The sequence below is a fragment of the Tahibacter sp. genome (assembly GCF_032229445.1).
Taxonomy (GTDB): domain Bacteria; phylum Pseudomonadota; class Gammaproteobacteria; order Xanthomonadales; family Rhodanobacteraceae; genus Tahibacter.
The window spans coordinates 1-26,758 of sequence record NZ_JAVTWC010000122.1 but is presented as its reverse complement, the minus strand read 5'-3'; the positions used below and the strand labels follow the sequence as shown (position 1 = coordinate 26,758).

Here is a 26,758-nt window from a genome sequence, read left to right as displayed (position 1 = left end):
GAAAAGCGCATGAGACTGCAAGACGACATCGACTTCACCACGCTCAACTGGGTCAAGCAGGAGCTGGACGAGACCCTGAAGCAGGCGCGCCAGGCGCTCGAGGCCTATGTCGACGATCCCGCCGACTCCAGCCTCATGCGCTTCTGCGCGACCTATCTGCATCAGGTGCAGGGCACCTTGCGCATGGTCGAGCTGTACGGCGCGTCCATGGTCGTCGAGGAAATGGAACGCCTCGCGCAGACCCTGCTCGACGGCGAGATCCGCCAGAAGGAAGAAGCCTATTCCGTGCTGATGCGCGGCATCGTGCAACTGCCCGACTATCTGGAACGGCTGCAGAGCGGGCACAAGGACATTCCGATCGTCCTGCTGCCGCTGCTCAACGACCTACGCGCCGTGCGCGGCGAGGAACTGTTCTCCGAAAGCGTGCTGTTTTCGCCGGACCTGAACCTGCCGCTGCCCGCAACCGCTGCCGGCGCGGCGCAGCCGCTCAACGAAGGCGAGCTCAAGCTCAGCCTCGGCCGCCTGCGTACCGCCTATCAGGTCGCGCTGCTCAAGTTCCTGCGCGCGAGCGATCCGCGTGCCGAAACCGGCAAGCTCGGCGAGCTGCTGTCACGCATCCTGTCGATCAGCCATGCCGTAGAACCGCGCCGGGTCTGGTGGATCGCGCAGTCCGTGCTCGAGGGCGTCGGTGCCGCCGCGATCGAACCCAGTCCGGCGGTGAAGCTGCTGTTCGGCAAGGTCGACCGCGAGATAAAGCGCCTCGTCGAGATCGGCGAAATCGCGTTCCAGTCGGCCCCGCCGCGTGAGCTGCTGAAGAACCTGCTGTACTACGTCGCCCACGCCAGCGGCGAATCGCCGCGCCTGACCGAGGTGCGCCAGGCCTTCCGGCTGCAGTCCCTGCTGCCGAGCGAGAAGGAACTCGAACACGCCAAGGGTTCGATCTCGGGCCACAATCGCGCGCTGCTCGACACCGTGTCGCTCGCGATCAAGGACGACCTGCTGCGCGTGAAGGAAGCGCTGGATATCTTCCTGCGTGCCCAGGGCAACGACCCGGCCGAGCTCATGGCCCAGGTCGACGTGCTCGACCGCGTCGGCGACACGCTTGGGATGCTCGGCCTCGGCGTTCCGCGCCGGGTCGTGATCGAACAGCGCGGCATCGTCGAGGAGATGGCCAACAAGACTCGCACGCCCGACGAGAGCACGCTGCTCGACGTCGCCGGCGCGCTGCTCTATGTCGAGGCCTCGCTCGACGATCACATCGAACGCCTCGGTGCCGACACGCCGGAAGACACCGGCAGCGGCGGCATGGAGCTGCCGAAGGCCGAAGTGCGCAAGATCCTCGATGCGCTGATGAAGGAAGCGACGACGAATCTGGGCCAGGCCAAGAACGACATCGTCGCGTTCATCGAGTCGCCCTGGGATCACGCCAAGGTCGAACAGATTCCGCGCCTGCTGGACGAAGTGTCGGGCGCGCTGCGCATGCTCGACCTGCACCGGCCGGCCGAACTCATGCACGGACTGGTGCGCTTCATCGAAGTCGAGCTGCTGCGCTGGCGCCGTGTGCCGACGGCCGAGCAGATGGACAAGCTGGCCGACACCATCGCCTCCATCGAGTACTACCTCGAAGCCACGCGCGACCAGCGCGCCGGCCGTGAGAAAATTCTCGACGTCACCGCCGAAAGCCTCGAAGCGCTGGGCTACTGGCCGGTGCCGGAAGACGACGGCGATGCGCCCGAACCGCCCCCGCCGTCGCGCGCTCCGCTGCCTGGCGAAGGAGCAGAGCCGTCGGCCACGCCGTCGTTCGCGACCGATGTGTCCGCATCGCCCGATGCGCCACGCGCGGCGGACGAGACGCAAGCGCCGCGCGCTGCGGCGCCGCTGGAGTTGGAACCGGTCAGCGCGCCCGAAGCACGCGCGGCCGAGCTGTCCATCGGCGAGTTCGTCTCGTTCGCCGAGACCCTGCCGAATTCGCGCCAGCGCTCCATGCGCGGCGAGCTCGAATTCGCCTCGGATGATGTGAACATGCCCAGCGTCGAGATGGGCCTGGGCAACGACGTCGACGACTACGTCGCGCGCCTGGGCCTGCCCGATGTCGAGCCGGCCGTGTCCGAAACTGTCGCCACTGCGCCGGAACCGTCGCATGAACTCGAATTCGCCGTCGAGATCGCGCCCGGCGAAAACCTCGACGCCCTCGTCGTCGGCGAACAGCCGCCGTACGAGAAGCCGGCGCAGGATCTGACGGGCCTGCGCTTCATCGAAACCGAACCGACCCAGCCGCCGGTCACGCAGGAACCGCCGGCGCCGCGCTTCCGCACGATCGAGATCGAAGAGGAAATCGAAGAGGAAGTCGAGGAGGACGCTGCCGACACGGCCGCCTCCGACGCGAGTTTCCAAGCCGTCGCTTCCGACGACATCGACGAGGAGATCCGCGAAGTATTCGTCGAGGAAGTGCAGGAGGAAATCGACAACCTCAACCGGCACATGCCGCTGTGGAAGTCCGATCTGCACGACTTCGAGCGCCTCAAGCCCGTGCGCCGCTCGTTCCACACCCTCAAGGGTTCAGGCCGGCTCGTCGGCGCGATGGCGCTGGGCGAGTTCAGCTGGAAAGTCGAGAACCTGCTCAATCGCGTGCTCGACAAGACCATCCAGCCGAATGCGCCGGTCATCACGCTGGTCGACCAAGCCGTCGCGGCGCTGCCCGAGCTACTCGCCGCGCTGCGTGGCGAAGGCGCGCCAGTGGCCGACATCACCGGCATCATGGCGGTGGCCGACAAGCTCATCGCCGGCGAAGAAGCCTGGCTCGCGCCGGCGCGCAAGCGCACCAAGATCGTCAAGCGCAAGATCAAGCGCCTGATCGAAGTGCCGGTCGAACCCGAAGTGACTGCCGTTTCCATCGAACTGCCGACCGTCGAGCTGACCCGGACGCTGGACATCGAGCGCGAGGTCGTGCTCGAGCCCGCCGTGGACGAAACGCCCGGCGATGCGCTGCCGAGCTTCGGTCCGCTGCCGAACATCGATCCGGTCCTGTTCGATATCCTGCGCAGCGAAGTCAGCCAGCACCTGGCGGTGATCGACGGCTTCGTCGACAGTTCGGCGCAATCGCCACAAGTGGCAACCGATACATTGCTGCGTTCCGTGCACACCCTGCACGGCGCCATCGCGATGGTCGACATTCCGGTCATCAGCCATGTGCTGGCGCCGCTGGAAGGCTACGTCAAACGCCTGCGCGCGCGCGAAGCCGCGCCCGAGCCGTCCGGTCTCTCCGCGCTGCGCGACGCCAGCGATCTCGTGCGCCACGTGATGCTGTCGCTCGAGCGCGGCCAGATCGATCTGCCTCAATCCGATGCGCTGATCGATCGCATCGTCGCGCTGCGCGACGACCTGCCCGAACCCGAACTCGCCCACACGCTCTACGTGCCGCACGACGACGACAGCCTGGACGACGAGGGCGAGGAAACGATCGAACTCGAAACGCAGTCCGATGCGCCGTTCGACCCGGTTGCGACTCCGGTCGAGGACGTTGTCGCGTTTACCGCCGCGACTGTCGCCGACAACGAGCCCGTTGCGGTGAGCGCCGAAGAAGCCGAGTCCACGTTCGATTTCGGCCAGCCCGCCGGCAAGGCCGCGATCGCGGACGCACAGCAGATTTCCGCCGCCGAGCTGAACTTCGCGCTCGAGGACAGCTTCGCCGATGAGATCCCGTCGGCTGCTCTCGATGCGGGCAACGGGGACATGTCGCCCTCGCTGCAGATCGGGGAGCTGTCTCTGGAAGACCTGGCCAAGCTGGATTTCCCGGAACGGCAGTCGGATGCCGACCCGGACGCCGACAACGATTCGCTGCCGTTCGACAGCGGCGACAGCAGCGGCGACGCCGTCGCCCTCGACAGCTTGTTCTCCACCGACGAGCAGGCCGAATTCGACGCCATGCTCGCCTCGGTCACGCCGGTCACGAGCGGCAACGCATTCGCTGTCATCCCCGCGGCTGACATCCGCTCCGCCGAAACAGGCAGCGCGCCTGGTGACGCGATCAGCTACGACGCGGCTGAACTCGACGCGCTGCTGGCTGGCGTCGCCGAAGCCGAAGCGGAAGCTGCCGCGCACGCCGCGCAGGAAGCCGAGCAGGCTCGCGCCGAAGCCGAAGCAGCCGCGCGGGTCGAACTCGAAGCAGCCGCGCGCGTCCGCGCCGAGGCCGCCGAACGCGCCGCCGCGCAGGCCCAGGCCGATGCCGCGGCCCAGGCCCGTGCCGACGAGGAAGCCGCCGAAGCGGCGCGCCTCGAGGCCGAGCGCCTGGCCGAGGAGGCCGCTGAGCAGGCCCGCCTCGATGCCGAACTGCACGCCGAGCAAGAGGCGGCGCAGGCCGCAGCCGCGGCCGCCGAGCGTATCCGCGCCGACGAGCTTGCCGAGCGTGATCGCGCCGAAGCGCGCGCCCGCGCGGTCGCGCACGAAGCGGTCGTGCTGCCGCCGATTGCCGATGATCCGCAGCCTGACGGCAAGCTCGACCTGCCCGACATGGACGAAGACCTGCTCGAGATCTTCGTGCAGGAAGGCAGCGACATCCTCGATCACTCCGACGGTCTGATCGCGCGCCTGCGCGAGGCGCCGCAGGATCGCGACATCGTCACTGGCATGCAGCGCGACCTGCATACGCTCAAGGGCGGCGCGCGCATGGCCGGCCTCGCACCGATCGGCGATCTTTCGCATGCGATGGAATCGCTGCTCGAGGCGATCAGTGAAGGCCGCCGCAGCATGGACCGCGCGACGGTCGAATCCTTCGAGCGCGCCTATGACCGCCTGCACGCGCTGGTACAGCGCATCGCCAAGCGCCAGGCGATCGCGATGCCGGAGAACGCGATCGCGCGCTTCGACGCGCTGGTGTCGGGCGATCTTTCCAGCCAGTTCGCCACGACGGCCGACGCCGCCGCTGCGGACTTCGCGCCTAAAGAGCGCGCGCTTGTAGCCGCACCGGCCGCACCTGACGTGCCCAAACTGGTGCCGATCCGTCCGGTTGCGCGTCCCGGCGCGTTGCCGCCGATCGAGGACGACGAGCCGCGTCCGGCGCAGGAAATGATCCGCGTGCGTTCGGATCTGCTCGACTCGCTCGTGAACTACGCCGGCGAAGTGTCGATCTACCGCTCGCGCCTGGAACAGCAGGTCACCACGTTCCGCTTCAACCTCGTCGAATTCGAGCAGACCGTCGCCCGTCTGCGCGAGCAGCTACGCAAGCTGGAAATGGAAACCGAAGCGCAGATCATCGCGCGCTACCAGCGCGAACATCACGAGCCCGGCGAAACGACGTTCGATCCGCTCGAACTCGACCGTTTCTCGCAGCTGCAGCAGCTGTCGCGTGCGCTCGGCGAGTCGGTCTCGGATCTGGTGTCCATTCAGAACCTGCTCGACGACCTGACGCGCCAGTCGGAAACCCTGCTGCTGCAGCAGTCGCGCGTCAGTTCGGACCTGCAGGAAGGCCTCATGCGCACGCGCATGGTGCCGTTCGACTCGCTGGTGCCGTCGCTGCGCCGTACCGTGCGCCAGGCGGCGCAGGAAATCGGCAAGCGCGCCCAGCTCAAGGTGGAAGGCGCGCAGGGCGAAATGGATCGCAACCTGCTCGAGCGCATGAAGGCGCCGTTCGAGCACATGCTGCGCAACGCGCTCGCGCATGGCATCGAATCGCCGGAAGACCGCAGCAAGGTCGGCAAGAATCCCGAAGGCACGGTCACGATCCAGGTCAGCCGTGAGGCGACGGAAGTCGTGCTGCGCGTCTCCGACGACGGTCGCGGCATGGACCGCGACGCGATCCGGCGCAAGGCCATCGAACGCGGCCTGCTCAATCCTGAGGCACAGCTGTCCGATCGTGACCTCTACGCGTTCATCCTCGAAACCGGCTTCTCCACTGCCGAACAGGTCACCCAGCTCGCCGGCCGCGGCGTCGGCATGGACGTGGTGCACAACGAGATCAAGCAGCTCGGCGGCAGCCTGACCATCGACTCGGAGCGCACCAAGGGGTCGGTTTTCACGATCCGCCTGCCGTTCACACTCGCGGTCACCCAGGCCATCCTGGTGCGGCTCGGCGAAGCGACCTACGCGATCCCGATGTCCTCGGTGCAGGGCGTCGTGCGCATCGGCCGCGAAGATCTCGAGCGGCGCCTGGCCACACCGAACCCGGTCTACGCCTATGCCGGTGAAGAATTCCACATCTACGAACTGGCGCAGCTGCTGAATGTGGCCGTGCCGCGTCTGGCCGACGAGACGCAGGTGCCGCTGCTGATGACACGTACCGGCGACCAGCGTGCCGCGGTGCGCATCGATGGCGTGGTAGGTTCGCGCGAAGTCGTCGTCAAGTCGGTCGGTCCGCAGATCAGCTCGGTCGCCGGCATCTTCGGTGCGACCATCATGGGCGACGGTTCGGTCGTCATGATTCTCGATTTCGCGCCGCTGGTGCGTCGCTACGTCGCGTTGCGTGCGGCGAGCGTCGAAGCCGGTGTCGACATTGCCACGCTGGCGCCGGTACCGGTCGCACCGCCGGTGGACGAGCGCCGTCAGCCGCTGGTCATGGTGGTGGACGACTCCATCACCATGCGCAAAGTCACGACGCGCGTGCTCGAACGCAACGACATGGACGTGATCACTGCGAAGGACGGCCTGGACGCGGTCGAGAAGCTGCAGGACAAGGTACCCGACCTCATGCTGCTCGATATCGAGATGCCGCGCATGGACGGCTACGAGCTTGCGACGTACATGAAGAACGACTCGCGTCTCAAACTCGTGCCCATCATCATGATCACCTCGCGTACAGGCGAGAAGCATCGGCAGCGCGCACTGGAAATCGGCGTCGAGCGTTATCTCGGCAAGCCGTACCAGGAAGTCGATCTGCTCCGCAATGTGCTTGAAATCTTGAGGTTGAGCCGTGCCTAATTCATTCGATCGCGATGAGACGGTGAGTGTTGCGCTGCTCTATCAGACCAGCCAGCTCGAAGGGCATCTGAAGGACGCGCTGAAGGAACTGGGTGCGGCGGTCGTCTACGAGGCGTTGACCGCGCAGATGGATCGCGATGCGCTGGAGGGGTCCGGCGCGCATGTCGTGATCGTCAACCTCGATCCGGAAATCGAATCGCATCTGGACGAGGTCTATGACCTCCTGGACGACGCGCGCTACAACGTCGTGTTCAACGATGCGCAGGTGTCCTCGGAACTGTCCGGCTGGGAACAGGCGCGCTGGTCGCGCCATCTCGCGGCCAAAATCATGGGCCGGCCGGAAGTCTCCGATCCGCCGCGTCCGCCCGGTTCCCAGGCGCCGCCATCGCCGGCGCAGAAGATCGCGCGCGGCATACCCGATGCGCCGCAGCAGTCGCCGCCCGGCCATACCTTTGCGCCCGACGCGGCGGCCACGGCCATGTTCTCCAATGACAGCGGTCTGTCTGACGCGCTCGATGCATTGTTCAGCCAGTCACCGGCTCCGGCTGCAGCCGCGCCGCCTGCGGCGGCTGCGCGGATTGCCGCTGCGCCTGCTGCGCCTGCTGCGGTCGCCCCGCCGCCGGCCGCCGATTTCGGTTTCGATTTCGACGAACTGCTCGGCAGCGGTAACGCCGCGCCATCGCCGGCCAGTCCGGCGGCAATCACGCTGGAACTGCCGCAGCCGCCTTCCCTCGCGGCCGCGGCCCAGGCTTCCACCGATTTCCAGTTCGACCTTCCGGCGGCCCCGCGAGTGCCGTCGGCCAAACCTGCGCTGGACTTCGATTTCGATCTGCCCGCGGCTGCGACTTCGCCACCGCCCGCCGTCGACGGTCGCTTCGATCTCGACTTCGATCTCGATGCGGCGCCGGCCCCGCCGGCCGCGGCGAGCCGACAGGATTTCGATCTGGATTTCGACCTTGGCGCACTCGACCTGCCCGAGCCGTCCGTGCCACCGCCGCGCGCAGCTGGCGAGGCGCGGGACATGGCTTCGGACTTCGGCTTTTCCGATGGCGATTTCGGCGCCGACCCATTCGGCGAAACGCCGTCCGGCACGGGCGCCGCGAGTGTCGACGCGGAGCCGGACTTCAGTTTCGGTGCGGAACTCGATGCGCTGTTCGATACGCCGGCGGCACCGGCAGTCTCGACGCTTAGAGCCGAACTCGTGGACTTCGACGCGGCCTTCAGCGGTGGCGCAGCCGCGCCGGCCGCGGATGCCGATCTCGTCGCCAGCGTGCCCAGCGCGCGCCCGGCCGCGCCGGCCGCCCGCACGGTCGGTCTGCCGGCCGACTTGTCGAAATGGTCGCTGGAGCCGCTAGGCGAAGAGGATGACGCTGCAGCGCCGTCGCCACCGGCTGCGGCACCCAAAGCCGAAGACTTCGGTGTGCAGAAGATGTCGACGGAGAGTTTCCTGTCCGGCGGCAACTGGTCGCTGGAGGAAGTCGTCGAATCCGACAGCGACGACGCGGCCGCGAAGCCGGCAACGCCGCCGGTCAGCGTCGAGAAGGTCGATGCGCAGGACTATCTGGCGCCCCAGGGCGGCGATCCGAGCAAGTTCGATTTCGACACGTCGCTCAAGCTCGACCTGATGCCGATGGAAGAAGCGATTTCGCCGGACGGGCCGCGCCCGGACTTCGTCGTCGAGCATCGCCTGGACGGTTCCGTCGCGGTCAAGCCGATCCGCCGCGTCGTCGTGCTCGGTGCCTCTATCGGCGGCCCCGAAGCCGTGCGCGAATACCTCGCTGCACTGCCGGCGCGCTTCCCCGCGCTGTTTGTGCTGGCCCAGCATATGGGTGCGGAATTCCTCGAACTCATGGCCGCGCAGCTGGCCAAGGCCACGCCGCTGACGGTGCGCGCGCCGGGTCACGGCGAACGCATCAGTCACGGCGAGGTCATCGTCGTGCCGACCACGCACCGTCTGCTCTTCGACGCCGATGGCGTGGTGCAACTGGCCCACCTGCCTGGGGCGTCGCCGTATTCGCCATCGATCGATCTGATCGTACGCGACGTCGCTGACCGCTTCGGCAAGGACGCGACCCTGATCATCTTCTCCGGCATGGCGCATGATGCGGTCGAGGGCGCCAAGCACCTCGCCGCCAAGGGCGGCCAGGTCTGGGTGCAGGATCCGGATACCTGCGTGATCAGTTCCATGGTCGACGGCGCGCGCGATGCGGGCGTCGTGACCTATACCGGTTCGCCGGCCGAACTCGCCAAACAAACCGTCGCCGCCATCGGCAAGGCCTGAGAGCGCAAATGGACACTCCCCGAGAAATCCGCGGCGTACTGATCCCGATCACCAACGGTCGCGTGCTGCTGCCCAACGCGACCGTGGCCGAGGTCATCACGTTCGCCAATGTCGAAAAAATCCCGAATGCACCCGAGTGGATTCTTGGGCGGCTGTCCTGGCGCGGCTGGCGCCTTCCGCTGTTCTCGTTCGCGATCCTTTCGGGCCTGACCCATGAGGAAGGCTCCACCGGCGCGCGCGTCGCGGTGCTGAAGGCGATCGGCGGCCACGCCAAGATGCCTTTCATCGCCATGCTGACGCAGGGCTTCCCGCGCCTGACCACGGTCAGCCAGGACCTGCTGATCCCGACCGGCGACGAGCATCATCACCCGCACGGCGTGCGCGCGCAGGTGCTCGTGCGTGACGACCAGGCTGTGATTCCCGATCTGCACCAGATCGAGACGCTGATGGCCGAGGCGCTGGCGGCGTAGAAGCTGCGGCATCGCATCCGCGACAAGTCGCGGATGTCTCCCGCTCGGATGGCGGTCGAAGGCTGGTCGCGGGTCAGCCCCAGCCGATCCCAACTCCAACATGCGGTATCCGCCGACAAACGACCCACGCTGACGCGCCTGCCGCCGTTGTGGCCGGCAATTGGCAGCCTGCTGCTTTCTTCTTCAAGTTGCGGGTTTTCGCTGCGGCGATACCTGGATCATCGTATACGCCCGCGTTTCACCCGCAACCTGCGGCGGGGTGATCGTGATGCGATGTCCGGCTGCAGATCACCCGCACCCTAGGTGAAGTCGCCGGCCACCGCCTGCAATGCCGCGAGCGCCGCCAGCCCCGCGGTTTCGGTACGCAGGATGCGCGGCCCCAGGCGCAGGCCGCGGAAACCCGCGTTGCGCGCGATCGCGATGTCCTGCTCCGACAGGCCACCCTCGGGTCCGATCAGCAGCAGTGCGCCCTGATTCAGGGGGCCAATCTCGCGCAGTCCGACATCAGCGTCCGGCAGCAGCGCGAAGCGTGCCGCGGTGTCCGCCGCGCCGAGGCTGGCGCACCAGTGCATGAGCTTCTGCGGCGTGGCGATCTCGGGCAGCTCGGTGCGGCCGCATTGTTCGCAGGCTGACGCGACGACCTGCTGCCAGTGCGCGAGCCGCTTGCCGGCGCGGTCCTCGTCGAGGCGTACCTCGGTGCGTTCGGTCACGACCGGCACGATACGCGCGACACCGAGTTCGGTCGCCTTCTGCAGTATCCAGTCCATCTTCTCGCCGCGGGCGATGCTTTGCGCGAGGGTCAGGCTCAATGGCGATTCCCGCGAGCACTCACGCCGTGCGAGGAGTTCCGCCGTGACTGCGCGCCTCGCGACGGTGGCGAGGCGGGCGTCGACTTCATGGCCATCGCCGTTGAACAGGATCAGTGGATGGCCCGTTTCCAGGCGCAGCACGCGGACAAGATGTTCGCCGGCCTGTTCGGGCAGTTGCAGCAGTTCGCCGGGCGGTAGCGGCGTGGCGACATGGATGCGGGGGATGCGCATGGCGGCTCGCGGAGGAAGGCGCCGCATTGTCGGTAAGGTGCGGGGTGGTGGCAATCGTCGAAGCAGGAATGAGGCGGGAGGAGTGAGAAACGAGTAGGGCCGTAGCGCGCGGCCACTCGTTTCTCACTCCTCTTCACGCGTTTCTAGTTCTGCGTCGCATTTCCCGCCAGCGCACGCCCCAGCACCGCGTCGATCGCCGCGCGCGTGACCGCCTCGCCCTTGCCGGCCTGGTCGGCCAGCGCGAACAGCGCTTCGAAGCGTGGGCGCTCGTCGAGCATGTGGGCGAGGTCGTAGGCCCGGCGCTTCTGCGCCGCGTCCGCCCAGGCCGCGCGCACGTCGCGCCAGAAGGCCTCGGTCCTTTTCCAGTAGTCGCGGCCGGCGGAGAAGTCGATCTCCGTCGTGCGCTCGTAGCTGTTGATGCCGACTTCGCGCACGAGCGCGGTGGTCTTGCCTCCCGCGTCGAGTTCCAGCTTCTCGTTGTCCTGCTCGTGCATCCAGCCGCCGGGCGTCAGGGTATGGCGGTTGACCGCGCCGAGCACCTGATAGTCGTTGCGCTTGGTGTATTCGCGCCGTGGCAGCGGGCGCCAGGTGAATTCCGAGGTCCAGGCATCGATGCCGTTGGCGTGACTCCAGCGGCCGACGCCGGCGTAGCGCGGCGCATCGTCCACTTCGTAGACCGACTGCGACCACGCGCCGCGCGCGTGCTCGGCGGCGACGGGCTGCAGTTCGAAATGGTTGTTGCCGCGGAACGCGAGCACTTGCCTGGGCTGGTACTGCCAGTCCTGGCGCCAGTGCTTGATGACCATGCGGTCGTCGCCGCTGCCGGCGACGAGGATGTGCTGCAGGGCGATGAATTCGCCGCGGTCCTCGACCACGAACACGAATTCGTCGCCGCCCGAGCGCTGCGCCGCCCTGGGCTTGTAGCCGGGCTTGAGTGCGAGCGTTTCGTCGAAGGCGAATTTCACGCGGAACTCGCCGGTCATGCCGAGGATGCTGCGCCGGTCGCACTCGAATGCGAGCTCGGGCGTGGCTGGCGGTCCACTGCACGGGCGCTGGTAGTCGGCCGGCGCGGCCGTCGCCGGGGCGAGGCCCGACAGCGCCGGCGCACGTCTGGCGCCGCCGCTGCTGGCACAGGCGCTGGTCAGGGCAAGGGCAGAAAGAAGTATAAATAGACGCATAAGGTCATTCTCCAAAGGTGCTGCTCAGTCGAAGCTGAGCTTGAAGCCGGCGCTGACGGCGCGTCCCGGCGCGCTATAGCGATCGATGGCCGGGCCCAGCGCCATGCCGCGCACGCTGTTCCATTCCCAATAGCGCTTGTCGCCGATGTTGTTGAGGCCGGCGTACAGCGTCAGCTGCGGCAGCGGCTCGTAGTGCACGTAGGCGTCGACGATGCCGTAGCCCGGCGCGGCAAATGCGGTGCCGCTCGCGGCTGGCGCCAGACGGCTCTTTTCGCGCACGAAGGTGCCGACGAGTTCGGCGCCCCAGACCGTGCCCTCGTAGGCGAGGCCGAGAACGGCCTTGGCCGGCTCCACGCTGGTCAGCGGCACGTTGCGCACGCGGTCGTCACCCTTGGCGCTCGCGATGGCGGTGCGGATCTCGAAGCCCTGCAGCGCCTCGCTGAAGTGGCCCAGGCGCAGCGCGGCGCTGGCCTCGGCGCCGCGGATGTCGACGCGGCCGATGTTCTGCGACTGGAACAGCAGCAGGCCGGTTTCCGGATCCGTGCCGATATTGATCAGCGACTCGATGAAGTCCTTGTAGCGGTTGCGATAGACCGTGACGCTGGCGTAGCCCGCATCGCCGCCGACGCGCAGGCCGACTTCGGCGCCGCGGCTGGTCTCGGGCTTGAGGTCCGGATTCGGCAGCGCGGTGTAGCCGAACTGCAGGTTGGTGAAGCCGACATTGACGTCGCTGTAGGGTGGCGCGCGGAAGCCCGTGGTCAGCTGGCCGTAGAGGCGCCAGGCGTCGGCGAAGGTATAGATCGCGGCGAACTTCGGCGAGAAGCGGTCGCTGTCGAGCTGCACAGGTTCCACGCCGGGATTGTCGGCCTCGAAGACCGCGTCACGGCGTGGGTCGACCTCGAAGCGGTCGTAGCGGATCGCCGGCACGAGGTGCAGGCGGCCGTCGAGCAGACCGATGTCGTCCTGCGCGAACACGGCCATGCGCGAGGTATCGGTCAGCGGGAAGTCGCGTACCGGGAACACGTCGGGCGAGACCACGTTGCTGACCGCTCCGGTCGTGAGGTTGCGCTGGAAGCCGTCGCGCTGTTCGCGGATGCGGCCGACCGCATATTCGAGGCCGTATGCAAAATCGTGCGTTACCGCGCCGCTACTCACGCCTTTGTGCGCGATTGCCTCGACGCCGTGCTCGCGCTGCTCGTATTCGAAACGGCGGTAGCGCGAGATCGGATTGACTGGCGCGCCGTTGACGAAGCCCGAGCGGTCCTCGAACGTGTCCTGGCGCGTGTCGCTGGTCTGCGTATAGGCGCGCCATTCGAAGCGGTCGGCGAAGCCGGCGCCAAGGGTGTAGGTCTGGTCAAACGACAGGCGCGCGCGCTCTCTGCGGTCGTCGGCGTCCAGGCGCGTATACAGCGTCTGCGCGCCGCCGACACTGCGCAGGCCGAGCTGGTCGAGCGCGTTGGTGTCGGAGTTGTTGCGCGCGGCGTCGAGGGTCACGCGCGAGAAGTTCCGCGTATCACCGAACACATATTTTGCCAGCAGCGAATCGCTGTCGGTTTCCTGTGGGTTCGGGCGCGTGCGCGTGCTGCCAAAAGCGTCACGCTCGCCGCGGTTGTTGAGCTGGTGGCCGTCGCGATGCGTGACGACCGCGACGAAGCCGTGGCGACCGTTCTGCACCGCGCCGGTGACGCTTTCGGTCGACTGGCGGTCAGCGCTGTCGTAGAGGCCCTTGAGACTCAGGAAATGGCCGGCCGTGCCGCCGACGATGTAGTCGACCGGATCCTTGGTCACGAAGCTGACGACGCCGCCGAGTGCATCGGAGCCCTGCAGTGCCGATGCCGCGCCGCGTACGATTTCCACGCGCTTGAGCGAGTCGAGATCGACGAAGTCGCGGCCGGCGCTGGAGAAGCTGCCGATTGCGAACGCGTCCGGCGCGCTGACGCCGTCGACCTCGATGCGTACGCGATTGCCGTCGAGGCCGCGGATCGAAAAGCCGGTGAGGCCGAAGCGGCCGCCGCCAGTCACGCTGACGCCGGGCTCGTAGCGCACGAGGTCGCGCAGGTCCTGGTTGAGGCGACGGTCCATGTCCTCACGCAGCAGTACCGTCGTTTCGGCGGCGACGTCCTTGACCGCCTGGGCGGTGAAGGTGGCTGAAACGATGATGCGTTCCAGCTGATCGTAGGTATCGGGAGCGGCTTCGGCCGCGGTTTCGGCGCGCAGGGCCGGCGCGGCGATCGCGCAGGCGATCGCCAGGGAGAGACGGGTCAGTGACATGGAACGGGGTCAGCCTGTACGTGCGGTGGACGCGGCTGGCGGCGTTCGACGGCGAACACGGCTGGCGATACGTGAAAGAGGTTAGTCCACGCTAATGATAATCATTCTTAATAAGCTGTCAAGCCGGAATCATCGGCAACGCGGAGCAATCACGACGAGAAAAAACAGCGCCTTTGCCGTTTCCGAACGCAGAACGGCCGCGCCGAGCGCGGCCGTTGCGGATCAGGCCCGGCGGATGATCAGAAATCGCCGAAGTCGTGCGCGAAGATGCGGTCGTACTGCAGCTTGGCCGCGACCACGTCGTAGTTCGTGCCGCTGAGGTAGGAGTAGCCGCTGACGATGAGGCCGCCGGCGCCGAAGCCGATGGCGACTGGTATGTCGATCTGGCCGGCGAGGCCGAAATCGACGCGGGCGAAACCGCCGCTGCCGAAGCTCAGGCTGGCGCGGCCGTCGGCGCTCAGCGAACGCACATCGAAATCGCCGATGTCGGTGTCGTTGCGCAGGCCGAGGACGAAGAAGCCGTCGCCCGCACGCCGCATGAGCTTGACGTATTCGATGTTGGCGTTGGCGACCGAACTGATCGCGAAGCCCTCGTTGCCCGGGCCGAAATCGTTGTTGAGATTATTGCTGCGGCGCAGCTTCGCGACGATGCCGGCCTTGCGGCCGCCGCTGATGTCGATGTAGCCGGCGACATAGGCATCGTCTTCCGCATCGGCTGTGTCGACGAGCACGACGTCGCGCACGATCGTGTCGAGATTTTCCGATCCGTCGGCGGCGAAGGTGTATTCCTGCGTCGGGGCGAGCGGATCCTGCGTGCCATCGGTGTTGAGCCGGACGAGCAGGCCCGAGCTGTCGGGCGAATTGACGACCTTGGTGGTGCCGGCGCCGACTATCTTGCCGTTGCTGGCCAGCGCCACCGAGCGGATATCGTGCGCTGTGAAGATCGCGCTATTGCGGATCAGCGCGATGTTGGAGCCCTGCAGCGTGCCGAACCCGGTGTCGGGCTGGCCGTTGGCCTGGAAGCGCGCGAACGCGGCGTAGCGGTCGGAGGTCGTGTTCACGGCGATGGTGCCGGCGATCACGAACTTGCCGTCGGGCTGCACGACGATGTCGCGTGCATAGTCCTGCGTACCCGGGAACGACGTGAGTTTCACGCACGGATCGCTGATCGGCGACGGAAAGTTGCGGTTCGCGCCGTTGCTCGCGAAGAAGCGACAGACAATCATGTCGGTGTCCGTGCCATTGCCGGTCTTGTAACCGGCGACGAGCACGCTGTTGTCGCTGGTCAACGCGATGGCGGTTGCGACCACGTCGGTTTCGATCGACAGGTTCTTGCCGTCGCCGCTGAAGTTGGTGTCGAGTGCGCCTTGCGGCGTGAGCTTGCTGACGCCAATGCGCTGCTTTCCCTGGGCGTCCTGCACGGTCGCTGCGGTATACAGCGAACCATCGGGGCCTACGACGGCGTCGGCGGCGATGTCGGTGAGGCTCGGGCCGTCGTCGTGCTGCACGATGGTGCGGCCGCTGCCGAGGAAGCCCCAGCCACTGTACGGGTCGCCGTCGGCGGCGAACGCCGCGTGGCTGGCGAGCGAAAACACGGTGGCGACGGCGGTCGTCCAAGCGGTGCGGCGGGCAAACATGATGGCGTACTCCCCAGGTTGATGTCGGGGGTACATACGCAGGCAACCCGCTGCGCGGATCATCGCCGTGATGCATTGCGCTGCCGCCGCCGGTGGACGCCAACGAAAGCGGACATCGGGTGCCGGCTGAAATCCGTCGTCACGCTTCAACGGCGCGCAGGTTTACGGACAGCGATCCCGCGGTGTCTGCGCGCGTGCTGTCCCCGCTAGGTGCGCGTTCAGCGCACCGCTTCGGCAATGCCGTCGCGTGCGACCCGCACCATCATGTCGATCTGCTCGGGCTCGATCACGTACGGCGGCATGAAATACACCACGTTGCCGAGCGGCCGCAGCAGCATGCCGTGCGCGAGGCCATGTCGATAGACGCGCAGGCCGCGGCGCTCCTGCGCCGGGAACGGCTCGCGCGTGGCCCGGTCGCGCACGAGTTCGACGGCGGCGATCAGGCCCGTCTGGCGCACGTCGGCGACATTCGGATGGTCGCGCAGCGGGTCCAGCTCGCGCGCCAGCCGCGCGGCGAGTTCGCGGTTGCGCGCGAGCACGGGTTCGTCGCGGAACAGTTGCAGCGTCGCCAGCGCTGCACGGCAGGCCAGCGCGTTGCCGGTATAGCTGTGCGAATGCAGGAAGGCCTTGCCGCTGGCGTATTCGGCGTAGAACGCGGCGTAGACCGCCTCCGTCGTCAGCACGGCTGACAGCGGCAGCATGCCGCCGGTGAGTCCTTTCGACAGGCACAGGAAATCGGGCGCGATATGGCCTTGTTCACAAGCGAACAAGGTGCCGGTGCGGCCGAAGCCGACCGCGATCTCGTCGGCGATCAGGTGCACCTCGAACTCGTCGCAGAGCGCGCGCAGGCCAGTCAGATAGCTCGCGTCATGCATGCGCATGCCGCCGGCGCACTGCACCAGCGGCTCGATCAGGACGGCGCAGGTCTGTGCCGCATGCTGCTCGAGCAGCACGCGCAATTCGGCGAGGCGCCGCGCGGCGACATCGCGCGCAGTTTCGCCGGGTTCGGCGAGGTAGGTATCGGGCGACGGCGTGAACAGCGGCTGCAGCAGCAGCGGCGCGTAGGTGTCGCGGTACAGCGCGACATCCGTGACCGACAGCGCGCCGAGGGTTTCGCCGTGGTAGCTGCCGCTCAGCGCGATGAAGCGCTGCTTGGTGCCGCGGCCGAGGTTGCGCCAGTAGTGAAAGCTCATCTTCAGCGCGACCTCGATCGCGCTGGAGCCGTTGTCCGCGTAGAACACGCGCGACAGGCCTGTCGGCGTCACGCGCACGAGCTCCTCGGCCAGTTCCAGCGCCGGCTCGTGCGTGAAGCCGGCGAGCATGACGTGATCGAGCACGTCGAGCTGGTCCTTCAGTGCGGCGACCAGGCGCGGATGCCGGTGGCCAAAGACATTGGTCCACCAGGAACTGACCGCGTCGAGATAGCGTCCGCCGTCGGCGTCGTGGAGCCAGACGCCTTCGGCCCGCACGATGGGCAGCAGGGGCAGGGTTTCGTGGTCGTGCATCTGGGTACAGGGATGCCAGAGCACGGCGAGGTCGCGCGCGGCGAGCGCGGCGTTGGAACGGGGCAGGGAGGGGAGCATGGCTTTGCTATGATCGGCGACGTTTTCCCCCGCCCGCAAGAAGGCCTCGCATGACCGGCGTTTCCGCTTTCCGTTCCGCCCGTTCCCTGCCGCGCGGTTTCACCCTGATCGAAGTGCTCGTCGTCGTGGTGATCCTCGCGATCCTCGCCGCCGTCGTCGTTCCGCGCGTCATGGAGCACCCCGGCGAAGCGCGTGTCGCGCGCGCCAAGGCCGACATCCAGGCCATCGTGACGTCGCTGAATACCTACAAGCTCGACAACTTCGCCTATCCCGCGACCGAGCAGGGCCTCGAAGCGCTGGTGAGCAAGCCCAGCGGCGCGCCGGAGGCGCCGAACTGGCGCAAGGGCGGTTATCTCGATGGCGTGCCCAAGGATCCCTGGGGCCGCAACTATCTTTATCTGCACCCGGGCGCGCACGGCGATATGGACGTCTATACGCTCGGCGCCGACGGCAAGACCGGCGGCGAGGGCGAGACGGCCGATATTGGCAACTGGAAGAATTGATCGATCACGTGGACGCAGCGGTGTTTGCAGAGGGCGTGAATTCGAGGCGCGCTGCAGTGCAGTGCGCTACCGATTGCCGCCGTTTTGACGGTAGCGTCGCCCACCATCCCCACCCCAACCCTCCCCTTGAAGGGGAGGGGGACGATGCCGCTACGCGTTCTAGCCCTCCCCTTCAAGGGGAGGGTTGGGAGGGGATGGTGTCGTCCTTGCGCATGCAGCCAGCTGATAGCAGCGACGCGATGGCTGTCCCGGCTTTCGAACCATCTCAGAAACGCGGCGCCCGTCATTCGCGCGCACACGTCGACAGCTCACACGGCTTCACCCTGATCGAAATCCTCGTCGTCGTCGTGATCCTTGCCGTGCTGGCCGCAGCGGTCAGCATCGCGCTGTCAGGTGCAGGCGGCGAGCGCCAGGCGGAGCGTGAGGCCGAGCGGCTGCAGGCGCTGATCGGCTATGCCTGCGAACACGCCGAGATCGGCGGCCGTCCGGTGGGGCTCAGCTTCGTCCCAGGCGGATTCCTGTTCAGCCAGCGCAACGGCGAAACCTGGAAGACGTTCGATCAGGGCGAACTGCGCATGCGCGAGTGGCCCGGCAACCTGCGTGCGGAGCTCAGCCGCGACGGTACGCGTATCGAGATTCCGCTGCAGCCGCCGGAAATTCCTCCGGTCGTCTGTTTCGCCTCGGGTGAACTCACGCCGTTCCGGCTGGAACTGTCCATGCCCGACCTGGCCTTGCGCTGGCGCCTGGACGGCACCATCGACGGCAACGTGCAGCGCGAGCGTCGCGATGTGTCGCGCTGAGCGCCGCTCCGCGGCAGGCAACTTCGACGTGCGCCGCCCTGCGGCGCGCGGGTTCGATTTCCGGCGCCCCGCGGCGCGCGGCTTCACTTTGCTCGAAGTGCTCATCGCGCTGGTCGTGCTGGGACTCGCGCTGACCGCGCTCGTGCATGCGGCCGGGGTCAGCGTGCGCGATTTCGGCGGACTGCGCGAACGCAGCTACGCGGGCTGGGTCGCGGCGAACGTCGTGACCGAGGCGCGCCTGAAGGAGCGGCTGCCGGCCCCGGGGCGTCGCGACGGCCAGCAGCGCCTTGCCGGACGCGAGTGGTATTGGCGTCTCGACATCGCCGGCACACAGGACACCCGCATCCGCCGTCTCGACGTGCAGGTCTTCGCCGACATGGCACGCACCGATCCGGTCGCGCAGCTGACCGGCTTTGCCGGCGACAGCGTGCAGCCGTGAACGGACTCCGCCTGCCGCGTGCGTCCGCAGGCTTCACCCTGGTCGAAGTGCTGGTCGCCACCGCCGTGTTCGCGATCATGTCCGCGATGGCGTGGGGCGGGCTCAACGCGGTGATCCGCACGCGCGAGGCACTGGTCGCCGAGCAACAGGACTTCACCCGCACGCTGCGTGCGGTTGCCGCGCTGGAACGCGATCTCCTCGCCGTCGTCGCGCGTCCCGTGCGGGGCAACTACGGCGAGCCGCTACCGGCATTGCGCGGTGATGGCGATCATCTCGAACTGACCCGGCTCGGCTTTGCCAGCTCGCTGGTCGATGCGCGCTCCAATCTCGAGCGCGTCGTCTACGAACAGGACGGCAACACGCTCAGGCGCGGCCGCTTCGCCGTGCTCGACCGCGCCGCCGGCAGCCTGCCGGAATTCACGACCGTCCGCGATCGCGTGCGCCGGCTGCAGTTGCGCTATCTGGATGCCCAGGGGCGCTGGCTCGATGCCTGGCCGCGCCGCAACGACAAGCCCGAGGCCTTGCCGCAGGCGATCGAGTTCCGCCTCGATATCGACGGCGTCGGCGAGATCAGCCGGCTGATCGAGCTGCCGTCGTCGAACCCGGGAGGCCCGCGCTGATGCGCCAGGCGCAGACCGGCGTCGCGCTGATCATCGCGCTGCTCGTGGTCGCGCTGGCCACGGTGCTGATCGCGGGCCTGCTCGACCGCGGCGAGCTGGCCGCTGCGCGCACGCGCAACCTGCTACGCACCGAACAGGCCGATGCCTACGCGCGTGGGCTGGAACTCTATGCCGCACGCGTGCTGGAAAAAGACCTCGAACAGAACAGCGTGGACTCCGGTGGCGACCTGTGGGCGATGCCGCTGCCGCCGACCGATGTGCCCGGCGGGCGCATCGCGGCACAGATGCGCGACATGAACGGCTGCTTCAATCTCAACAATCTGCTGTCAGGCGACGGCAACGAGTCGGAATGGCGCGAACGCTTCCGTCGCCTGCTGACCGCGTTGCGGCTGGATCCGACCCTGACCGAAACCGTGATCGACTGGTTGGACGCCGACGGCGAGCCTGGCGGCGGCGGTCAAGGCAGCGGCGCCGAGGACAGCGTCTACGGTTCGGTGCAGCCGCCGTACCGCGCGGCCAATCGCGCCTTCGTGCATGCGTCCGAATTGCGTCTGCTGCAGGGCTTCGGCGGCAACGTCTATGCGACGCTCGCGCCGCACGTCTGCGCGCTGCCGCGCGGCAGCCTGCTGAATCTCAACACCGCCAGCATCCCGGTACTGCAGTCGCTCAACACACGCATCACCGAGGAGGTTGCGCGGCGGCTCTGGCGCGACGGCAAGGCCGATTGGGACGGTGTCAGCGGTTTCCGCCAGGAACTGCTGGGCCTCGCGATTCCGTTCGACGCGAGCCAGGAACGCGGCCTCAGTACGACGAGCCGCTATTTCCTCGCGCGCGGCGACATCGAACTCGACGGGCTGCTGTTCCATCCGACGAGCCTGCTCGACCGCGAACGCGGCGTGCGCGTGCTACAGCGTTCGCGCGGCAGCGACTGACGGCGTTGCGACGCAAGTCACGCCGCAACACGATGCGCGCGGCGGGAGCCGGTGAGCCTGCTGCTACAATCCCGCGGTCCCGTCCTGCCCGGCTGTCATGTCGCCACGTCTGCTGATCCGTCTGCAATCCTCTGGCCGTCACGCCTGGCTCGTGCCCGGTGCCGCGGCCGAGTCGACCGCGGGCCTGCCGCCGGCCGACGTCGTGGCGCGTGCCCAGGACATCATCGTGCTCGTACCGGGCACCGAAGTGCTGCTGCTGGAAGCGCCCGCCGTCAGCAGGAACCGCAGCCAGCTGGCCAAGGCCGTGCCGTACGCCCTCGAAGACCAGCTCGCCCAGCCGGTGGAGGAACTGCATTTCGCGCTGGCCGGCAAGATCGACGGCGCCACCGTCGGCGTGGCCGCCGTATCGCATGCGCGGCTGCGGCAGTGGCTGGACGAGCTGTCCGCCGCCGGCATACGTCCCGATGCGCTGCTGCCCGATTCGCTGGCGCTGCCGGTCGGCCACCTGCTGATCGAAAGCGGTGGTGCGCAGCTGCGCCTGGGGCCGTGGCGCGCCGCGACGATGGAGCCGGAACTGTTGGCCGAATGGCTGGAGTTCGCCGACGACGGCAGCCTGCCCGACATCGAGGTCTTCGACACACGCTTCCAGGCGCGCCAGAACCTGCCGTTGGCCGTACGCGCGTATCACGAGCGCCAGGGCGACGCGCTGGCCCTGCTCGCGCGCGGCATTGGCGCCGAGCCGGTGCTCAATCTGCTGCAAGGCGCGCATGCGCTGCGCCATCGCAGCGCTCCGGCGGCGCGCTGGTGGCGCCGCGCGGCGGCGGCGGCAGCGCTGCTGCTGGTCCTGGCCTTCGCCCAGCTCGTGCTCGAACGCCACGCGCTGGCGCGCGAGTCCGACCGTCTCGACACGGCGATGCGCAACGTATTGGTGCAGAGTTTTCCCGAAATGGAAAAAGTTGCCGGCGATCCGCCGGCGCTGATGAAGAGCGCGCTCACGCGCCTGGGTGGTGGCGAGTCCAGCGGCGGCCTGCTGCGCACGCTGCGCCAGATTGCCCCGATCCTGGGCTCGACGACGCGCCTGACCACGCGCGGCATCGAATTCCGCAACGGCACGCTGGAGCTCGCCGTGACTGCACCTGATGTGCCGACGCTCGACTCGCTGCGCGAACGTCTGGCGACGCTGCCCGGCCTCAAGGTCGAACTGACCGCGGCGAACCCGGGCCAGAACGGCGTCGACGGACGCATGCGCCTGACGGTTGCCGCGCCATGATGCAGGCCTGGTGGAAGGCGCGCGAGCCGCGCGAGCGACAGGTGCTGCTGGTCGGCGGCATCGTGACCGCGGTGCTGCTGGCCTGGGCGCTGATCTGGTATCCGCTGCAGCGTTCGCGCAACGATCTGCGCGTGCGCGTGCAGGCGCAGCAGGTCGCGCTGCAGCAGATGCGCAGCGATTCCGCGCGAGTCGCCCAACTGCACGGCCTCGGCGCGCGCGCCAAGGTCGAGCGCCAGGGCAAGTCGCTGCTCGCGCTGGCCGACGCGACCGCGCGCGGCGCTCAGCTCGCCAACGAACTTCGCCGCGTCGAACCGGTCGGACCCAAGAGCGTTCGGGTCAGCTTCGAAGGCGCGTCCTTCGATGCGATCGCCGACTGGCTGGAGGGCCTGGCGCGCGACTTCGGCGTCGTGGCCACCGATTTCTCCGCCGATCGCGCCGAAGGCACCGGCCGCGTCAACGCGCGCGTCACGCTGGAAGAGCCTTGATGCTTGCGCGATCCTGTCTCGCGGTACGCAGTTCCGGTCCGGTTGCCGGATCGTTCCTTTCTATCCTTGTCCACATTGAATCCATAACCGCATGAAACTGCTGCGTAGCCTGTTCCTGCTGCTGCTCGTGCTGGTCCTGATCGGCGTCGTCGTCGCCTGGACCCTGCCGGCCGACCTCGCCCTGCGCTGGCTCAAGCCCAACCTCGGTCCGCTGCAGCTGTCCGGCGTTTCCGGCACTGTGTGGCAGGGTCGTGCCTCGTCCGCGGTCGCCTTCGGCACGCCGCTCGGCGCGCTGGACTGGTCGGTGCAGAAGTCGCCGCTGCTGCTACGCCGCGTCGTGGCGCGCGTCGGTCTCGGCGGCGGTGCGCTCGTGCTCGACGGCGACGTGACGCGCGATGCCGACGGCAGCGTTCTGGTGCAGAACACGACGTTTGCGCTGCCCGCCGAAATCGCGGCGCCGGCGCTGGATATCCCCGCGCTGAAGCTGCACGGCCGCATCGAAGGCCGCATCGACGAGGCGCGGCTGGCCAACGGCTGGGTCAGCGGCGCCCGCGGCAGCGCACGCTGGCGCGAGGCCGCGGTCAGCGGACAAGCCGAGGCAAGCCTGGGCGAACTGCTCGCCGACTTCGCCTCTCAGCCCGACGGCAGCATCGCCGGCACGGTAAAGGACGACGGCAGCAGCAACCTCGAAGTCGCCGGCCAGTTCGTGATCAGCTCGGGCCAGTTCAGCGCGACCGCGCGGCTGGTCGCGCGCAACGGCGACATGCAGGTCGCCGAGGCATTGCGCTATGTCGGCGAGCCGCAGCCCGACGGCAGCAGCCTGCTCAAGATCAGCGGCCAGCTGTTCAAGCTGTTCTGATCACGTTGTCGATTACGGACCCGACCGCATGAGCACGAGCCTTACGCCGGAATTCCTCGACCGCGCGCTCGACGTCGCGCTCGCTGCGGCCGATGCCGCGACGCAGGTGATCCGGCGCTACTACCGCGACGGTGTCGAGGTCGAGACCAAGCCCGACCAGACGCCGGTCACGATCGCCGATCGCGCCGCCGAGGCGGCGATCAAGCAGGTGCTGCGCGAGGCATTCCCGGATCACGCCTACTACGGCGAAGAGGAAGGCCGTGAGGGCGACAGCGAGTTTCTCTGGCTAATCGATCCCATCGACGGCACCAAGAGCTTCGTGCGCGGCTATCCGTTTTTCTCCACCCAGATCGCGCTCATGTACCGCGACGAGATTGTACTCGGCGTATCCAGCGCGTCCGAATACGGCGAACTCGCCTGGGCGCGGCGCGGTGGCGGCGCGTGGCTCAACCGCGCCCGGCTGCAGGTGTCCGATGCGGCCGATTTCACGCCGCAGACCGCGATTTCCTTCGGCAACGTCAAGACGCTGTCGCGCGATGCGCGCTGGCAGACGCTCGCGCAGATCGTGCAGCGCTGCGGCCGCACGCGCGGCTACGGCGATTTCCTGCATTACCACCTGCTCGCGCGCGGCTGCATCGATCTCGTCATCGAGTCCGACGTGAACATTCTCGACATCGCGCCTTTGGTCATCATCCTGCGCGAAGCCGGGGCGGTGTTCACCGATCTCGACGGCGCTGAACCGGGCCTCGCCACGACCAGCGTGTTGGCCGGTCCCGCCGCGCTGCATGCGCGGGCGCTGGCGGAGTTTCGCGCGGCGGTGTCGGGCTAGCACCGCCGGGTGCGCCACCGCGCACAACGGCTTGCACGCCTGTCGTCGTCAGGGGGAGGTTCGAATGCTTTCGCACCATTTCCGGGTACTGGTCATCGCGGCTGCACTATCGGCAGCGTATCCAGTGGCTGCGCATGTTTCGCCCCCGGTTCTGGTTCCTTCCTCGCCGCTGGAGGGACAAGTCCTTGCCATCGACGTAACGTCAGGAAGTTGCGATCTATTCCTCGGCTCTGACATTCCCGTTCCCGTTACGCAAAACGGCACGAGTGTTCGCGTCGTGCTGCAAAGTCGGCATGAGACGAGCATTACGTTCTGCAACTATGGAACAGGTACCGGAAGGTATGTGACCACTTCCTTTCTGGCGGGTGATTACACGCTACAGATCGATCGTAGCTACCCGACGCTTTTCGGAACCGTAGTGGAGCCGCTGGCTACGGTTCCGCTGGTCGTTCGCGGTGTCGCGCGACCGACGGAAATGCCTGCCACCGGCGCGTATGCTTTGGTGATCCTAGGTGTGGGTTTGGCATCTTTAGTCGCTGCAATGAAGCGTTTCTCCGGCAGGCAAGTCCGGCGCAGTCCGAACGCGGCAGGATGAAGGTGCGCAGGTATTGCAGCGACAGCGTCGGGGGTCGTTCAGAACTTCCGTAGCGAGCACGAACCAAGAACACAAGGTGCGGTCTGAAGCGCTCGTGCGTTGACGAAGAGAGTGGTCATGGATCGTGCGGCGGATTTGCATGCTTGCCTGCTCGGCGGCGCGATAGGCGACAGCCTTGGCTTGCCTTACGAAGCCTTGTCGGCACGACGCGCGCAGCGATGGTCGCAAGGGCCATTGCGTCACCGCTTCTTTTTTGGTCACGGAATGGTCAGCGATGATACGGACCACACGATATTTATCGCCCAGGCTTTGCTGCGCAGCGGTGGGAATGTCGACAGGTTTCGCGCAGTCCTTGCTTGGCGCCTTCGCTGCTGGCTGCTGTCCCTGCCGGCGGGAATAGGCTTCGGAACATTGCGGGGAATTCTGAAGCTCTGGCTCGGGCTGAAGCCCAGCGGTGTGGTCTCGGCCGGCAATGCACCGGCCATGCGCAGTTCGCTGCTAGGCTGCTATTTCGCAGACGACACATCGGCACGCCGGGCGCACGTGGCTGCCTCGACTGCGTTGACCCATTCCGATCCGCGCGCGTTGGCAGGCGCGTTGGCCATCGCGGAGACCGCCGCGCGCATCGCCCGCGGTGAATGGCGAGAACGGCCGAAACCCTTGGCGTTTGCGCAAGCGGTGACCGAGGTCAGCGATGACGAGCGATGGCGCGCGCTGCAGCCGCTGCTCGCCGAAGCATGTGGAAGTGAAAACCCGACACTGCTGTTGCGCGAACGCTTGCGAGTACAACAGGCGGTGCCGGGCTTCGTCATGTGTTCCGTGCCGTTCGCGCTCTTGGCCTGGTACGAAGGGCATGGCGACTATGCGCGCACGCTGAGACTGTGCGTCGATGCCGGGGGCGATGCGGACACGCATGGCGCCATGGCCGGCGCGCTGGCGGCGATGGTCTGCGGTGAGGCCTGTATTCCTCCCGTCCTGATAAACGGATACAAGGACTGGCCGCATGGCAGGCGGTACCTGCAGGACCTTGCCAATGCGCTGGATGATCCGCGGTCGCCGTGCAGCACGCACTTCTCACCCGCCTTGTTGTTGCGGAGTCCGGCGTTCATCGCGGCGGTTGCAGTGCACGGACTCCGCCGGGTTCTGCCGCCTTATTGAGCCCAAGACCGCTGCGGGGCCTCTACTGGCTGAATTTCGGGAACGAAGTCAGCTGGAACTCGAACGCGCTCTTGAACAGGCGAGAAGTCCTGGCCGATACGTGCGCTGTACCTTCAAGCCACCAAGACGTGCAGCACCGACGTACACGAACTTTCTGCAGAGATTCCATGCATGGATGGATCGATGCGGGCAGTTCACACTTTCTGATTGCCGACACCAGGAGCGTCCATGAATACCACACGCAATCGCTTCCTGCTCGCCGGCGCTGCCGCGAGTGCCGCCGCGGCGCTCGTCCACTTCGGCTGCATCGTCTTCGGCGCGCCGTGGTATCGGTTTCTCGGTGCGGGCGAGGGCATGGCGCTCATGGCCGAGCGGGGCGAAAGCCATCCGACGCTGATGGCCGCAGGTATCGGCGCCGTGCTGCTGATCTGGGCCCTGTATGCGCTGTCGGGTGCCGGCGTGGTGCGGCGCCTGCCGCTGCTGCGCACGGTCCTGTGCGCGATCACAGCCGTCTATCTGCTCCGCGGCGTCGCGTTCGTGGCGATACAGCCGCTGTTTCCCGGCAACAGCCTGACGTTCTGGCTGGTCAGCTCGGGCATTTGTCTCGCGATCGGCATCGTCCATGCGATTGGATTGCGGCAGCGCTGGCGCGAGTTGGGTCCGCGCTGAGCGAGAACTGAGCCGCGCTCCCGGCGATCCGGCCGCTTCGATGGTCGTCCCAGGCTGCGTCTGGACGCTCCGACTTTGCCGACGCGTTTCACGCTTGAAACGGGGTCCTTGGTTTCAACGGTCATGTGCGTTCAGGCCACCCTGTACTGCGATGGCGATTTCCGCACGTGCCTGCTGAACGCCACGCTGAACGCGCTCGTGGATCCGTACCCGACGCGTTCGGCGAT

General features: G+C 67.3%; 20 protein-coding genes. 15 read left to right on the top strand and 5 right to left on the bottom strand.

The features are described from left to right. Positions 1–9 precede the first annotated feature (9 nt). Genes RUU78_RS22545 through RUU78_RS22535 form a run of 3 tightly spaced genes read left to right on the top strand, consistent with a single transcriptional unit; the run spans position 10 to position 9,663 of the window. Positions 10–6,912 carry an Hpt domain-containing protein gene (locus tag RUU78_RS22545; RefSeq protein WP_313920011.1) on the top strand — a complete coding sequence of 2,301 codons (6,903 nt, stop codon included), beginning with the start codon at positions 10–12 and terminating at the stop codon, positions 6,910–6,912. Then, the gene (locus RUU78_RS22540) at positions 6,905–9,193 is read left to right on the top strand and encodes a chemotaxis protein CheB (RefSeq protein WP_313920010.1); all 2,289 of its coding nucleotides are present in this window, start codon (positions 6,905–6,907) and stop codon (positions 9,191–9,193) included. The genes RUU78_RS22545 and RUU78_RS22540 overlap by 8 nt, the downstream gene beginning before the upstream one ends. 8 nt (positions 9,194–9,201) lie before the next feature. Continuing rightward, the gene (locus tag RUU78_RS22535; RefSeq protein ID WP_313920009.1) at positions 9,202–9,663 is read left to right on the top strand and encodes a chemotaxis protein CheW; all 462 of its coding nucleotides are present in this window, start codon (positions 9,202–9,204) and stop codon (positions 9,661–9,663) included. Positions 9,664–9,962: 299 nt separating this feature from the next. Here the strand turns inward: RUU78_RS22535 and RUU78_RS22530 are convergent, their stop codons facing one another. From RUU78_RS22530 to RUU78_RS22510, 5 genes are all read right to left on the bottom strand, one after another. Then, positions 9,963–10,703 (bottom strand): 16S rRNA (uracil(1498)-N(3))-methyltransferase, encoded by a 741-nt coding sequence (locus tag RUU78_RS22530; protein WP_313920008.1) that lies wholly within the window; start codon positions 10,701–10,703, stop codon positions 9,963–9,965. Positions 10,704–10,846: 143 nt separating this feature from the next. Next, positions 10,847–11,881: a DUF6607 family protein gene (locus RUU78_RS22525; protein ID WP_313920007.1), complete on the bottom strand. Its 1,035-nt coding sequence runs from the start codon at positions 11,879–11,881 to the stop codon at positions 10,847–10,849. A gap of 24 nt (positions 11,882–11,905) precedes the next feature. Continuing rightward, positions 11,906–14,152, bottom strand: a complete 2,247-nt coding sequence (locus tag RUU78_RS22520; protein WP_313920006.1) for a TonB-dependent hemoglobin/transferrin/lactoferrin family receptor — start codon at positions 14,150–14,152, stop codon at positions 11,906–11,908. Between the two features lie 239 nt (positions 14,153–14,391). Further along, the gene (locus RUU78_RS22515; RefSeq protein WP_313920005.1) at positions 14,392–15,789 is read right to left on the bottom strand and encodes a hypothetical protein; all 1,398 of its coding nucleotides are present in this window, start codon (positions 15,787–15,789) and stop codon (positions 14,392–14,394) included. Positions 15,790–16,007: 218 nt separating this feature from the next. Next, positions 16,008–17,372: an adenosylmethionine--8-amino-7-oxononanoate transaminase gene (locus tag RUU78_RS22510; RefSeq protein ID WP_313920004.1), complete on the bottom strand. Its 1,365-nt coding sequence runs from the start codon at positions 17,370–17,372 to the stop codon at positions 16,008–16,010. Positions 17,373–17,422: 50 nt separating this feature from the next. Here RUU78_RS22510 and gspG point away from each other — a divergent pair, with 50 nt between their 5' ends. The 12 genes from gspG to RUU78_RS22450 all read left to right on the top strand — a co-directional run bounded on the left by gspG (position 17,423) and on the right by RUU78_RS22450 (position 26,531). After that, positions 17,423–17,875 carry a type II secretion system major pseudopilin GspG gene (gspG, locus tag RUU78_RS22505; protein ID WP_313920003.1) on the top strand — a complete coding sequence of 151 codons (453 nt, stop codon included), beginning with the start codon at positions 17,423–17,425 and terminating at the stop codon, positions 17,873–17,875. A 212-nt stretch (positions 17,876–18,087) separates the two neighbouring features. Then, entirely contained in the window at positions 18,088–18,675 is a 588-nt protein-coding gene (gspH, locus tag RUU78_RS22500; RefSeq protein ID WP_313920002.1) for a type II secretion system minor pseudopilin GspH, read from the top strand. 28 nt (positions 18,676–18,703) lie between these two features. Continuing rightward, the gene (gene gspI / locus RUU78_RS22495) at positions 18,704–19,114 is read left to right on the top strand and encodes a type II secretion system minor pseudopilin GspI (RefSeq protein ID WP_313920001.1); all 411 of its coding nucleotides are present in this window, start codon (positions 18,704–18,706) and stop codon (positions 19,112–19,114) included. After that, a complete protein-coding gene (gspJ, locus tag RUU78_RS22490; protein ID WP_313920000.1) occupies positions 19,111–19,734 on the top strand; it encodes a type II secretion system minor pseudopilin GspJ in 624 nt (207 codons plus the stop codon). The genes gspI and gspJ overlap by 4 nt, the downstream gene beginning before the upstream one ends. Next, the gene (gene gspK / locus RUU78_RS22485) at positions 19,734–20,666 is read left to right on the top strand and encodes a type II secretion system minor pseudopilin GspK (RefSeq protein ID WP_313919999.1); all 933 of its coding nucleotides are present in this window, start codon (positions 19,734–19,736) and stop codon (positions 20,664–20,666) included. Before gspJ ends, gspK begins: the two co-directional genes overlap by 1 nt. A 97-nt stretch (positions 20,667–20,763) precedes the next feature. Further along, positions 20,764–21,936: a type II secretion system protein GspL gene (gene gspL, locus RUU78_RS22480; RefSeq protein WP_313919998.1), complete on the top strand. Its 1,173-nt coding sequence runs from the start codon at positions 20,764–20,766 to the stop codon at positions 21,934–21,936. Continuing rightward, on the top strand, positions 21,933–22,421 hold the full coding sequence (locus tag RUU78_RS22475) for a type II secretion system protein M (RefSeq protein WP_313919997.1): 489 nt from the start codon (positions 21,933–21,935) through the stop codon (positions 22,419–22,421). Before gspL ends, RUU78_RS22475 begins: the two co-directional genes overlap by 4 nt. 91 nt (positions 22,422–22,512) lie before the next feature. Beyond that, entirely contained in the window at positions 22,513–23,280 is a 768-nt protein-coding gene (gene gspN, locus RUU78_RS22470) for a type II secretion system protein N (protein ID WP_313919996.1), read from the top strand. Positions 23,281–23,308: 28 nt separating this feature from the next. Then, on the top strand, positions 23,309–24,109 hold the full coding sequence (locus RUU78_RS22465) for an inositol monophosphatase family protein (RefSeq protein ID WP_313919995.1): 801 nt from the start codon (positions 23,309–23,311) through the stop codon (positions 24,107–24,109). 64 nt (positions 24,110–24,173) lie between these two features. Then, positions 24,174–24,704, top strand: coding sequence for a hypothetical protein (locus RUU78_RS22460; protein WP_313919994.1), 531 nt, complete (start codon positions 24,174–24,176; stop codon positions 24,702–24,704). 117 nt (positions 24,705–24,821) lie between these two features. Beyond that, positions 24,822–25,862: an ADP-ribosylglycohydrolase family protein gene (locus tag RUU78_RS22455; RefSeq protein WP_313919993.1), complete on the top strand. Its 1,041-nt coding sequence runs from the start codon at positions 24,822–24,824 to the stop codon at positions 25,860–25,862. Between the two features lie 228 nt (positions 25,863–26,090). Further along, on the top strand, positions 26,091–26,531 hold the full coding sequence (locus tag RUU78_RS22450; RefSeq protein WP_313919992.1) for a hypothetical protein: 441 nt from the start codon (positions 26,091–26,093) through the stop codon (positions 26,529–26,531). Positions 26,532–26,758 lie beyond the last annotated feature (227 nt).

Bases quoted from the DNA above. Each gene is read 5' to 3' on its own strand.
- RUU78_RS22545 (WP_313920011.1), top strand. From the start codon at position 10: ATGAGACTGCAAGACGACATCGACTTCACCACGCTCAACTGGGTCAAG.
- RUU78_RS22535 (WP_313920009.1), top strand. From the start codon at position 9,202: ATGGACACTCCCCGAGAAATCCGCGGCGTACTGATCCCGATCACCAAC.
- RUU78_RS22530 (WP_313920008.1), bottom strand. From the start codon at position 10,703: ATGCGCATCCCCCGCATCCATGTCGCCACGCCGCTACCGCCCGGCGAA.
- RUU78_RS22525 (WP_313920007.1), bottom strand. From the start codon at position 11,881: ATGCGTCTATTTATACTTCTTTCTGCCCTTGCCCTGACCAGCGCCTGT.
- RUU78_RS22520 (WP_313920006.1), bottom strand. From the start codon at position 14,152: ATGTCACTGACCCGTCTCTCCCTGGCGATCGCCTGCGCGATCGCCGCG.
- RUU78_RS22515 (WP_313920005.1), bottom strand. From the start codon at position 15,789: ATGTTTGCCCGCCGCACCGCTTGGACGACCGCCGTCGCCACCGTGTTT.
- RUU78_RS22510 (WP_313920004.1), bottom strand. From the start codon at position 17,372: ATGCTCCCCTCCCTGCCCCGTTCCAACGCCGCGCTCGCCGCGCGCGAC.
- gspG (WP_313920003.1), top strand. From the start codon at position 17,423: ATGACCGGCGTTTCCGCTTTCCGTTCCGCCCGTTCCCTGCCGCGCGGT.
- gspH (WP_313920002.1), top strand. From the start codon at position 18,088: ATGCAGCCAGCTGATAGCAGCGACGCGATGGCTGTCCCGGCTTTCGAA.
- gspK (WP_313919999.1), top strand. From the start codon at position 19,734: ATGCGCCAGGCGCAGACCGGCGTCGCGCTGATCATCGCGCTGCTCGTG.
- gspL (WP_313919998.1), top strand. From the start codon at position 20,764: ATGTCGCCACGTCTGCTGATCCGTCTGCAATCCTCTGGCCGTCACGCC.
- RUU78_RS22475 (WP_313919997.1), top strand. From the start codon at position 21,933: ATGATGCAGGCCTGGTGGAAGGCGCGCGAGCCGCGCGAGCGACAGGTG.
- gspN (WP_313919996.1), top strand. From the start codon at position 22,513: ATGAAACTGCTGCGTAGCCTGTTCCTGCTGCTGCTCGTGCTGGTCCTG.
- RUU78_RS22465 (WP_313919995.1), top strand. From the start codon at position 23,309: ATGAGCACGAGCCTTACGCCGGAATTCCTCGACCGCGCGCTCGACGTC.
- RUU78_RS22460 (WP_313919994.1), top strand. From the start codon at position 24,174: ATGCTTTCGCACCATTTCCGGGTACTGGTCATCGCGGCTGCACTATCG.
- RUU78_RS22455 (WP_313919993.1), top strand. From the start codon at position 24,822: ATGGATCGTGCGGCGGATTTGCATGCTTGCCTGCTCGGCGGCGCGATA.
- RUU78_RS22450 (WP_313919992.1), top strand. From the start codon at position 26,091: ATGAATACCACACGCAATCGCTTCCTGCTCGCCGGCGCTGCCGCGAGT.